This window comes from Xanthomonas cannabis pv. cannabis (genome assembly GCF_000802365.1).
Taxonomy (GTDB): Bacteria; Pseudomonadota; Gammaproteobacteria; order Xanthomonadales; family Xanthomonadaceae; genus Xanthomonas; species Xanthomonas cannabis.
In genome coordinates, this window is the sequence record NZ_JSZE01000001.1 from 62,136 (window position 1) to 71,338 (window position 9,203).

General features: G+C 66.4%; 8 protein-coding genes. 1 reads left to right on the forward strand and 7 read right to left on the reverse strand.

Going from position 1 to position 9,203, the window contains the following annotated elements; genetic code table 11:
* The first annotated feature begins 106 nt into the window (after window positions 1-106).
* Complete coding sequence (locus OZ10_RS00285; RefSeq protein WP_039407392.1) at window positions 107-907, forward strand: SDR family NAD(P)-dependent oxidoreductase; 801 nt, start codon at window positions 107-109, stop codon at window positions 905-907.
* A 206-nt stretch (window positions 908-1,113) separates the two neighbouring features.
* Here OZ10_RS00285 and OZ10_RS00290 read toward each other — a convergent pair whose 3' ends face one another.
* The 7 genes from OZ10_RS00290 to accD all read right to left on the reverse strand — a co-directional run bounded on the left by OZ10_RS00290 (window position 1,114) and on the right by accD (window position 9,013).
* Window positions 1,114-1,542 (reverse strand): group I truncated hemoglobin, encoded by a 429-nt coding sequence (locus OZ10_RS00290; protein ID WP_039563620.1) that lies wholly within the window; start codon window positions 1,540-1,542, stop codon window positions 1,114-1,116.
* On the reverse strand, window positions 1,542-2,414 hold the full coding sequence (locus tag OZ10_RS00295) for a DUF3034 family protein (RefSeq protein ID WP_039407386.1): 873 nt from the start codon (window positions 2,412-2,414) through the stop codon (window positions 1,542-1,544). The genes OZ10_RS00290 and OZ10_RS00295 overlap by 1 nt, the downstream gene beginning before the upstream one ends.
* Window positions 2,411-4,786, reverse strand: coding sequence for a putative bifunctional diguanylate cyclase/phosphodiesterase (locus OZ10_RS00300; RefSeq protein ID WP_039407383.1), 2,376 nt, complete (start codon window positions 4,784-4,786; stop codon window positions 2,411-2,413). Before OZ10_RS00300 ends, OZ10_RS00295 begins: the two co-directional genes overlap by 4 nt.
* Window positions 4,783-5,466, reverse strand: coding sequence for a methylamine utilization protein (locus OZ10_RS00305; protein WP_039563621.1), 684 nt, complete (start codon window positions 5,464-5,466; stop codon window positions 4,783-4,785). Before OZ10_RS00305 ends, OZ10_RS00300 begins: the two co-directional genes overlap by 4 nt.
* 251 nt (window positions 5,467-5,717) lie before the next feature.
* Window positions 5,718-6,656 carry an isopenicillin N synthase family dioxygenase gene (locus OZ10_RS00310; protein WP_039415433.1) on the reverse strand — a complete coding sequence of 313 codons (939 nt, stop codon included), beginning with the start codon at window positions 6,654-6,656 and terminating at the stop codon, window positions 5,718-5,720.
* Window positions 6,657-6,779: 123 nt separating this feature from the next.
* Window positions 6,780-8,129, reverse strand: coding sequence for a phosphoglucosamine mutase (gene glmM, locus OZ10_RS00315; RefSeq protein ID WP_039415430.1), 1,350 nt, complete (start codon window positions 8,127-8,129; stop codon window positions 6,780-6,782).
* On the reverse strand, window positions 8,126-9,013 hold the full coding sequence (gene accD / locus OZ10_RS00320; protein ID WP_039563622.1) for an acetyl-CoA carboxylase, carboxyltransferase subunit beta: 888 nt from the start codon (window positions 9,011-9,013) through the stop codon (window positions 8,126-8,128). The genes glmM and accD overlap by 4 nt, the downstream gene beginning before the upstream one ends.
* Window positions 9,014-9,203: the final 190 nt, after the last annotated feature.

The window sequence follows — 9,203 nt, forward strand, 5'->3', positions numbered from 1 at the left end:
CAGGTTCCTGAGTTGAAGAGAGGCGACAGAATAGCCCATGGCCTGTCGGCAACCGGCACACTTCTGTCCGCTGCATGTCCTATCCCTCCCCCACCAGGAACCCGTCATGTCCGTTTCACCTGTCTTTGCGCTGATCACCGGTGCCTCCAGCGGCATCGGCCGCGAGATTGCGCGGGCCTATGCCCGACGCGGGGTGCCGTTGATCCTCACCGCGCGGCGGGTGGACCGGCTGCAGGCGCTGGCGGATGAATTGCGCAGTGACGTGCGGGTGGAAGTGCTGCCGGCCGATCTGGCCGACCCTGCTGCGGCAGAGGCACTGGCGACGCAAATCCAGCGCAACGGCTGGACGGTGGGCACCCTGGTCAACAACGCCGGCTACGGTGTGCCGGGCCGCTACCTGCACAACGACTGGGCCACGCATGCGCGCTTTTTGCAGGTGATGGTGGGCGCAGTGTGCGAACTGACCTGGCGGCTGTTGCCGATGATTCGTGCCAGCGGCCAGGGCCGCATTCTCAACGTCGCCTCGTTCGCGGCACTGACACCCAGTGCCGATGGGCAGACGCTATGCGCGGCCAGCAAGAGTTTCATGCTGCGCTTCAGCGAATCGCTGGCGCTGGAAAACGCCGATTGCGGCGTCAAGGTCTGCGCCCTGTGCCCCGGCTTTGCATGGTCGGAATTCCACGATGTCACCGGCACGCGCGAGGCGATGTCCACCCTGCCCGGCTGGGCCTGGCTGCAGGCCGATGACGTGGCCGAGTACGGCATCCAGGCGCTGGAGCGCGGCCGGGTGCTGGCGGTGCCAGGCTGGCGCTATCGGCTGGTCCATGCGGGGCTGCGCCTGCTGCCGCATGCGCTTGCCCTGCGGCTGATGGCACGCGGCTCGCACCGGGTGCGGCCGCTGGTGTGAGGCGGCTATGGACGGTCGGCGGAAGGCATCGCATCTGTGCAGGTGCCCGCGTGCCGGGCTTCGACGCGCAACGGCTGGGCAATGCGCGATGACCGCGCAAGCGCGCAGTTGATGAACATGCAAGCGCTCGAACACGGGCCTATCGCATGCCGCAGCGCCCCCGACTCATGCACGCCTGACGAATGACGGCAGGAGACCCATCGCTTTCAGCGATTGACGATCTCGTCGTGCATGGCTGCCAGCCGCGCGAGCAGGCGATTTTGCGTGCGGCGCGGGATCTTTTGCTGATCCATCGCCCAGTTCAGGTCTTCGACCAGTGCGTTGAAGTCGCCTTCGCGGATGGCCAGGTGTGCGTGCGCCTGCTGCATCGACTTGGCCGTGTCCGGGCAGGGGCCGTCGGCGACGTGGCAGAACTTCTGCACCAGGCGTGCATTGAGCATGACGATGTTGACGCGGGCGAACTTGTCGACGATGCGCTGGTCGTCGGCGATACGCGAGAGCATGGTTTCCACCAGCGCTTCGATGCCGGCTTGCCCGCCAAGTTCGTCGTAGAGCGTCTGGCGCGGTTGCGTACTGGCGCAGGCGCTCGTCAGGCCCAGCAGGCACAGCAGGCACCAGCGCAGCCATAGGTTCATCAGAACGCCACCTGCAAAGAGAGATAAGGACCACGCTGGTCGGCCAGCGTGGCGACACTGCCCAGATCGGCCCAGGCGGCAGTCAGCGAAACGTGCTTGCCGGGGAACCAGGCGACGAACACATCCGCCCACGCCTGCTCGCGCGCGAAGCGCAGATTATTCGGTTTGTCGCGATATTCCATGCCCACCGCCCAGGATGGCGACAGCACGACGGCCGCACTGGCCTCGGGCACCAGACGATAGCCGTTACGCCGGTCGCCGCCGAAGCCGAGCAGGCCGGTCTGGTTGGCGCGGGTGGCGCGCACCGTGCCGTTGAGCAGCAGCTGGTACCCGCCAGCGCCCTGCAGCAACAAACGGCTTGCACTGAGATAGACGTCCGTGCCGTGATCGTCGCGCGCGCCGATCGCCAAGGGCAAGGTCCCGTCGCGCAAGCGCTTGTACTGCACGCCCAGGCTGACTTGCGGTGCATGCCCGTAGACAAGGTCGCCGGCCAATCGCACCTTGGCACCGAACACGTCCTGGCCGAGCGCATTCCACGGCAAGCCGAGCCGGTCCTGCAGCGTGCCCAGATCCAGACGCTGGCGCGCAAGCGACAGCTCCAGCCGATTACCGACCGTGAACGCCGCGCCCTGCACATCGAGGCGGTAATCGCCGCTATCCACATGCGTGGCGAACAGCACGGTGCCCAACTCATCGCGCGTGCCGTAACCCGACAACGTGGCCCACGGCACGATGCCACCACCACTGCTGCCTTCGATCATCGACACGCCACCGGTGGCGAGCAGGCGCCCGTCGCCAGCCATTGCCTTCAATGGCGCGAACGCACCGGCAACAACCGTCACGATGAGGGCGACACGCAGACACGCGCTCATCGCTGCATGCCTGCATGGGCTGCCGACGGCATGCCCAGTTGGCGCATGCACCACGCCACCAACGGCGCCTCTTCCAGTGGTGGCGCGTACAGGTAGCCCTGCACCATGTCGCAGCCATAGCCGCGTAGCAGGCCCAGGGCCGTGGTGTTTTCGACGCCTTCGGCGATCACGCTCAGGCCAAGGTTGTGGCCCAGATCGATCGTGCTGCGCACGATGAATGCATCGTCGGTGCCTTCGGCCAGCTGCATCACGAAGCTCTTGTCGATCTTTAATTCGTTCACCGGCATGCGCTTGAGTTGAGCCAACGAGGAATAGCCGGTGCCGAAGTCGTCGATGGACAGACGCACGCCCACGCCACGCAGCTGATGCAGCATGTGCAGCGCAGATTCGACATCGCGCATCAGCGCGCTTTCGGTCAACTCCAACGTGACCGACTGCGCCGGCACGGCGTGCTGCTCCAGCCGCGCACGCACGTAGTCGGGCAGACCCGGATCGGACAGATCCAGGGCCGACAGGTTGATCGCCATGCCCAGCTCCAGGCCTTGCGCGCGCCAGTGCGCCTGGCAGCGCAGTGCCTCGTCCAGCACGAAGCGGGTCAACGGGTGGATCACGCCGGAATGCTCGGCCAGCGGAATGAATTCGTCCGGGCCGATCGGGCCCAGCGTTGGGTGATGCCAGCGCACCAGCACTTCGACCTGTTCGACACGGTCGGTCCGCAGGCAGATCTTGGGCTGGAAGCGCAAGGTCAACTCGTTGCCGCCGATGGCCTGACGCAGATCGCCGGTGAGCCGCAACCGGCGCAGATGCTGCTCGTCCTGGCCCATGCGGTAGACGCTGGCGCCGATGGCGCCGATGGTGGTCACATCGCCCACCTGGCGCCGTGCGATATCGGCGCGACGCAGCAAGGTGTCCGGGTCCGCGCCATGCTCGGGAATCAGTGCAATGCCGATGCTGGCTTCGAGCTGGATGCGTGCCTGCGGCAAGGTCAGCGGGCGGCGCAATTGCAGCAGCAGCCGTTGTGCGTCCAGCTGCACGCTGTTCGCATCGGCCTGCGCCACCACCACCATGAACTCGTCGCTACCCAGGCGCCCGACCAGGTTGGGCGCGTGCACTACATCGGCAAGCCGCCGCCCGGCCTCGACCAGCACCTGGTCGGCAAAATCATGGCCCAGGCTGTCGTTGAGCTCCTTGAAACGCTCCAGATCCAGGATCAGCACGGCCGCGGTGCCACCGGAAGCGACGGTGTGTTCGACCACCTCCTTCAACCGCTCCAGCAACCACAAACGATTAGGCAAGCCGGTGAGTGCGTCGTGCCGCGCCTGATGCAGGATGTGCTGCTCACGGCTGGCGATCTGCTGCTGCATCCGCCCGAAGCTGTCTGCCAGCTCGGCCAGCTCGCGGCCCGGCGGCACGTCCACTGCCGTCTGGTAATCGCCACGCTGGATGCGCCGCGCGGCCTGCACCAATTGCGCCACCGGCTTGCTGACACTACGCGCCAGAAAGATTGCCACGCCCAGGGCCGCAGCCGTGGCCAGACCGGCCAGCAACAGGATGCGCAACTTGAGAATGCGATACGGCGCGATCGCCCGGTCCAGCGACGCCTGCAAGGCCACCCGCACATGGCTGTCGCCCTGGATCGCTTGCAGCTTGACCAGGTAGCGCGACTGACCCAGCGTCAGCGCAATCGCTGTTGCCTGGGTGCGCTCGGCGGTCGGCAACTGCTGCGCAAATTCGGCACGCGCCGGCGGCTCCAACGTCGACGCGAGCACCTGCACAGGCGGGCCGTCGGTAAAGAACGTGGCATCCAACCCGGTGGTCGTGCGGAAATCCTGGGCCAGGCCCTCGCCGGATTCGTTGCCGATCGCAATCCAGCCGACGCGACTCGGCGCCAGCACCTGGACCACGGCCAGCCGCACGATCTGCCGATTCAGTGCAACCACCCCCACCGCACGACCATCGCGCTGCGCCTGCTGCAACAGGGCCTGTACCGCGCGCAATTGCTCGGCCTGGGGCAGATCGGCCAGGCCGGTCAAAAATTCGCCATCCGGCGAGAGCAGCACCGCAGTCTGCGCGGACATGCGCGCGGCATGATTGCGTAGCGCCGACTGCATGGTGGGCACATCGCCGCTGGCCACCGCAGCACGAAAGCCGAAATCATCGGCCAGCACCGAGGCCGATTGCAGCAGTTGTTCGTCGCGGCGCAGGTTGATGCGCTGCCAGACGCGCTCGCCGATCTGCAGTTCTTCGCCCAGCTGCGCCTTGACGCTGCGATCGGTTGCCAGCTGCACCGCAATGAAGGTCAGTGCCTGGGTGGCGAGCACAACCAGCACCAGCAGCACCGCGATGCGGGTATGCAGTCGCATCGCCCTCATGGATGGGTCTTCTTCGGCTCGGCGCGGCGAAATTTGTCCTGCAACGCGCGGACGCGCGCATCCGGTGGCGCCACCACCGGTGCCGCGCCCGTGGTCTGTAAGGTGATGCGGCGCTGCACCGGGTCGCGTGCGACGACCAGCGGCTCGGTCACGGCAGCGCCCCTGATGCGGGGATGCCACACGCGCAGCGTGTAGTTGCCGGCGGGCGCGTCGAGCTGCACGCGCCCGTCGCTGCCGGTCTTGCCGAAATACGGGGTCTCCAGCACCACGATATAGCCCAGCATCCAGTCGTGGATGTTGCAGCCCACCGTCACCAGACCGGCTTGATCGAAGCGCACCGGCGCGGCCGTGGTGCCCTGGAACAGCGGCAGTTCAAAGCGTTTGGCCGGCGAGAACGAATACACCTGATGGCGGATCTGATCGTTGTTCGGAAACCGCACCGACGTGCCGGTGCGCACCGCCAACACCGCAGGCACGAACTGCGAATTGACTTGGTCCATCTCCATGGTCTTGCCGGCACTGGCCGCGGCGGGCCGCGGCAACTCCAGGCTGACCACCGCATCGACCAGGACGCCGTTGGCATCGGCCACTGCCACGCTCACTGGCGCTGCTGCCAGCGGCGCTGCCACGCCGCAGAGCGCAAGCAGGCCCAGCGCCCCCATATGTTTGATCCCCTGCATCCGCATGCGCCCCCCTGACCGTGCAATCGGCAGCGGGCGCCAGGCGAGTCCGACGTCGCGCTAGCGATCAGACTGGATTATCGGCGCGGGTGAACGCAAGCTTTAACCAGACGCGAGCACAATTTTATGAACAGAACTGTGGTCGCTGTCATGGCCAATGTTGCGAGCGCGACTACGGGCTGTGCGCACTGCCTGCCGCCCAAGTGCGGCGCGGCCATTGCCATGCACAGCACCAGCGACGACGACACCGCTTACTTCAGCTTGATCTCGCGCAGACGCTCTTCCAGGAAGCCGTGTGCGGTGATCGGCCCGGGATACCGGCTCGGGTTGTCGGCACTGATGCACGAGGGCAACACGTCGATCAGGACATCCGGGTTGGGGTGCAGGAAGAACGGCACCGAATAGCGCGGCTTGCGCGCGGCTTCACCGGGCGGATTGACCACGCGATGGATCGTGGATGGATACACGTGGTTGGTCAGGCGCTGCAGCATGTCGCCGATGTTGACCACGATGGTGTCGGCGTCGGCGGTGAACGGCACCCACTCGCCATCGTTGGAACGTACTTCCAGCCCGGCGGCACTGGCACCGACCAGCAAGGTGATGAAGTTGATGTCGCCATGCGCGCCGGCGCGCACGTTCGGGATGTCGTCGCTGGTGATCGGCGGGTAGTGGATCGGCCGCAGGATCGAATTGCCGTTGTTGGTCTTGTCGACGAAATAGTCCTGCGGCAGACCGATATGCAGTGCCAGCGCGGAGAGCACGCGCGAGCCGAGTTGATCCAGCTGCTGGTACAGCTGATAGCCACGCTCACGGAACTCCGGCACTTCCTCCGGCCACAGGTTCGGCGGCATCACCGCACGATACGGCGAATCGTCCGGAATCTCGCGACCGATATGCCAGAACTCCTTCAGGTCGAAATGCTTGGAATCCTTGGCGGTTTCCACACCGAAGGCGGTATAGCCGCGTGCGCCGCCGCTGCCCGGCACGTGATAGCGCCGCTTCACCTCCTCGGGCAAGGCGAAAAACGCCTTGAAGACCTCGTAGGCGGCATCGATGTCGGCCTGGGCGATGCCGTGATTGCGGATGCCGGCAAAGCCCCACTGCCGATAGGCTGCGCCGAGTTCGGCGACGAAGGCGTCGCGGTCGCTGTCGAAGCGGGTGATGTCCAGGGTAGGGATGCGGGCGCTCATACGGGTGTCTGCAATGGAAGTATGAAAAGGTCGAGAGAGCCTGCGGCTCAGATCAGCAGGCGATACAACAGGTAGAACGTCGCGGCCTTGGCCACGATCACGCAGACGCCAATGATCAGCGACTCACGCCGCGTCACGCACCGCACCTGAGAGTCGGTCGAGCGTGTCCTGCATCAGGCCGGCGTCGTCGGCTTCCACGGTCACGCGCACCACCGGCTCGGTACCGGACGGACGCAGGAATGCACGCCCCCGGCCCTGCACGGCCGCCTGCGCCTGCTGCAGCGCCTGCTGCACGCTCGCCGCCTCGACGATGGCGTTTGCCGCGCCGCCACCCAGCCGCACGTTGACCGTCTTTTGCGGCACCTTGGTCAGGTCGCGCAAGGCCTCGCGCAGGCTGTGACCATCGCGGATGAGGGCTTCGAGCACCTGCAGCGCACTGACGATGCCGTCGCCGGTGCTCGCGCGGTCCAGGCACAGCAGATGGCCGGAGGTTTCTCCGCCCAGCGTGCCGCCGCCTTCGACCAGCGCCTGATGCACATAGCGGTCACCCACCTTGGCGCGCTGGAACGGGATGCGCAGCGCCGCCAGCGCCGGCTCCAGCCCGTAATTGGTCATCAAGGTGCCAACCACGGTGCCGGTGAGCCGGCCGCTGGACTGCCAGGAGCGCGCAAGCACATACAGCAGGTCGTCGCCATCGACCGGGTTGCCCTGGTCGTCGGCCATCAGCACGCGGTCGCCGTCGCCGTCGAAGGCAATCCCCAGCTGCGCCCCGCTCTCGCGCACCTTGGCGGCGAGATTGTCGATATGCGTGGAGCCGACGCCGTCGTTGATGTTGAGCCCGTCCGGCGCGGCACCGACCACCACCACCTCGGCGCCGAGCTCGCGAAACAGCATCGGGGCGATGTGATAGGTGGCGCCATGCGCGCAGTCCAGCACCATCTTCAGGCCCTGCAGGGTGAAGCCGCGCGCCACGCTGGCCTTGCAGAACTCGATGTAACGACCGATCGCATCGCGGGTGCGGATCGCCTTGCCCAGGCGCTCGGATTCCACGGTATGGAACGGTTCTTCGAGTGCGGCTTCGATGGCCGCCTCGGTCGCATCGTCGAGCTTTTCGCCTTCGGCAGAGAAGAACTTGATGCCGTTGTCGTAATGGGGATTGTGCGAGGCGCTGATCACCACGCCGGCATCTGCACGCAAGGTGCTGGTCAGAAACGCGATGGCCGGCGTCGGCATCGGGCCGATCATCTGCACATCGGCACCTGCCGCCACCAGGCCCGCTTCCAGCGCCGCTTCGAACATGTAGCCGGAAATGCGCGTGTCCTTGCCGATCAACACCAGCGGCCGCTTGCTGCGGCCCTGCGTCAGCACGCGCCCGAGCGCATTGCCCAGACGCAGCACGAAATCGGCCGAGATCGCGCCCTGCCCGACCCGACCGCGAATGCCGTCGGTGCCGAAATATTTGCGGGCGCTCATGCGACGTCGGCGTCCTGCGGACGCGGCTGACGCATCATCATCGCGCTCAGCTCGGCAATGCGGTCACGCATCTGGCGGCGGTCGCAGATCTGGTCGATGGCGCCGTGGTCGAGCAGGAACTCCGAACGCTGGAAGCCCTCCGGCAGCGTCTCGCGCACGGTCTGCTCGATCACGCGCGGGCCGGCGAAACCGATCAGCGCATGCGGCTCGGCGATGTTGATGTCGCCCAGCATCGCGAACGACGCCGACACGCCACCGGTGGTGGGATGGGTCAGCACCGAGATGTACGGCAGGCCGGCTTCGCGCAGGCGCCCGAGTGCCGCGGAGGTCTTGGCCATCTGCATCAGCGAGAACAGGCCTTCCTGCATGCGCGCACCGCCGCTGGCGGAGAAGCACACGAACGGGCAGCCCACTTCCAGCGCTACCTCGGCAGCGCGTGCAAAACGCTCGCCGACCACCGAGCCCATCGAGCCGCCCATGAAGGCGAAGTCGAAGGCGGCGGCGACCAGCGGGTTGCCCTTGAGCGTGCCGCGCATGGCGATCAGCGCGTCGTATTCGCCGCTGGCCTTCTGGCTGGCCTTGATGCGCTCACCGTAGCGCTTCTGGTCCTTGAACTTGAGCACGTCGACCGGGCCGAGTTGGGCGGCGATCTCGGTGGTTGCAGTTTCCGGGTCGAACAGCGAGTTCAGACGCGCGCGCGCGCGGATCGCCATGTGATGGTCGCACTTCGGGCACACCTCGAGATTTTCTTCGAGTTCCGGGCCGTACAGTGCGCTACCGCAGTTGCTGCACTTTTCCCACAGCCCCTCGGGGACGCTGCGCTTCTTGGCCGGGGTGTTCTCGGTGCGGATGCCGGAGGGCATCAATTTGCTGAGCCAGCTCATGCGTGTATGACAATCCATGCAGGGCGGCCTGGCGGGCCGCAGAGGGGCGACAGTCTAACGCAGCGCCCCAGGGTGGTGCAGCGCGCGCCGGACATGGCGGCTTGCCGTTGTGGCGGAGCGTTACGGCACAGCGATGTGGTGCGGGCTGCTGGGCGATGTGCAGCAGGTTGGCGTGCTGTGGCGCGCTGTT

What these genes read in the sequence shown, in the direction of transcription:
- OZ10_RS00310 (WP_039415433.1), bottom strand. Translation starts at nt 6,656, where the DNA reads ATGAGCGCCCGCATCCCTACCCTGGACATCACCCGCTTCGACAGCGAC.
- OZ10_RS00290 (WP_039563620.1), bottom strand. Translation starts at nt 1,542, where the DNA reads ATGAACCTATGGCTGCGCTGGTGCCTGCTGTGCCTGCTGGGCCTGACG.
- OZ10_RS00300 (WP_039407383.1), bottom strand. Translation starts at nt 4,786, where the DNA reads ATGAGGGCGATGCGACTGCATACCCGCATCGCGGTGCTGCTGGTGCTG.
- accD (WP_039563622.1), bottom strand. Translation starts at nt 9,013, where the DNA reads ATGAGCTGGCTCAGCAAATTGATGCCCTCCGGCATCCGCACCGAGAAC.
- OZ10_RS00295 (WP_039407386.1), bottom strand. Translation starts at nt 2,414, where the DNA reads ATGAGCGCGTGTCTGCGTGTCGCCCTCATCGTGACGGTTGTTGCCGGT.
- glmM (WP_039415430.1), bottom strand. Translation starts at nt 8,129, where the DNA reads ATGAGCGCCCGCAAATATTTCGGCACCGACGGCATTCGCGGTCGGGTC.
- OZ10_RS00285 (WP_039407392.1), top strand. Translation starts at nt 107, where the DNA reads ATGTCCGTTTCACCTGTCTTTGCGCTGATCACCGGTGCCTCCAGCGGC.
- OZ10_RS00305 (WP_039563621.1), bottom strand. Translation starts at nt 5,466, where the DNA reads ATGCAGGGGATCAAACATATGGGGGCGCTGGGCCTGCTTGCGCTCTGC.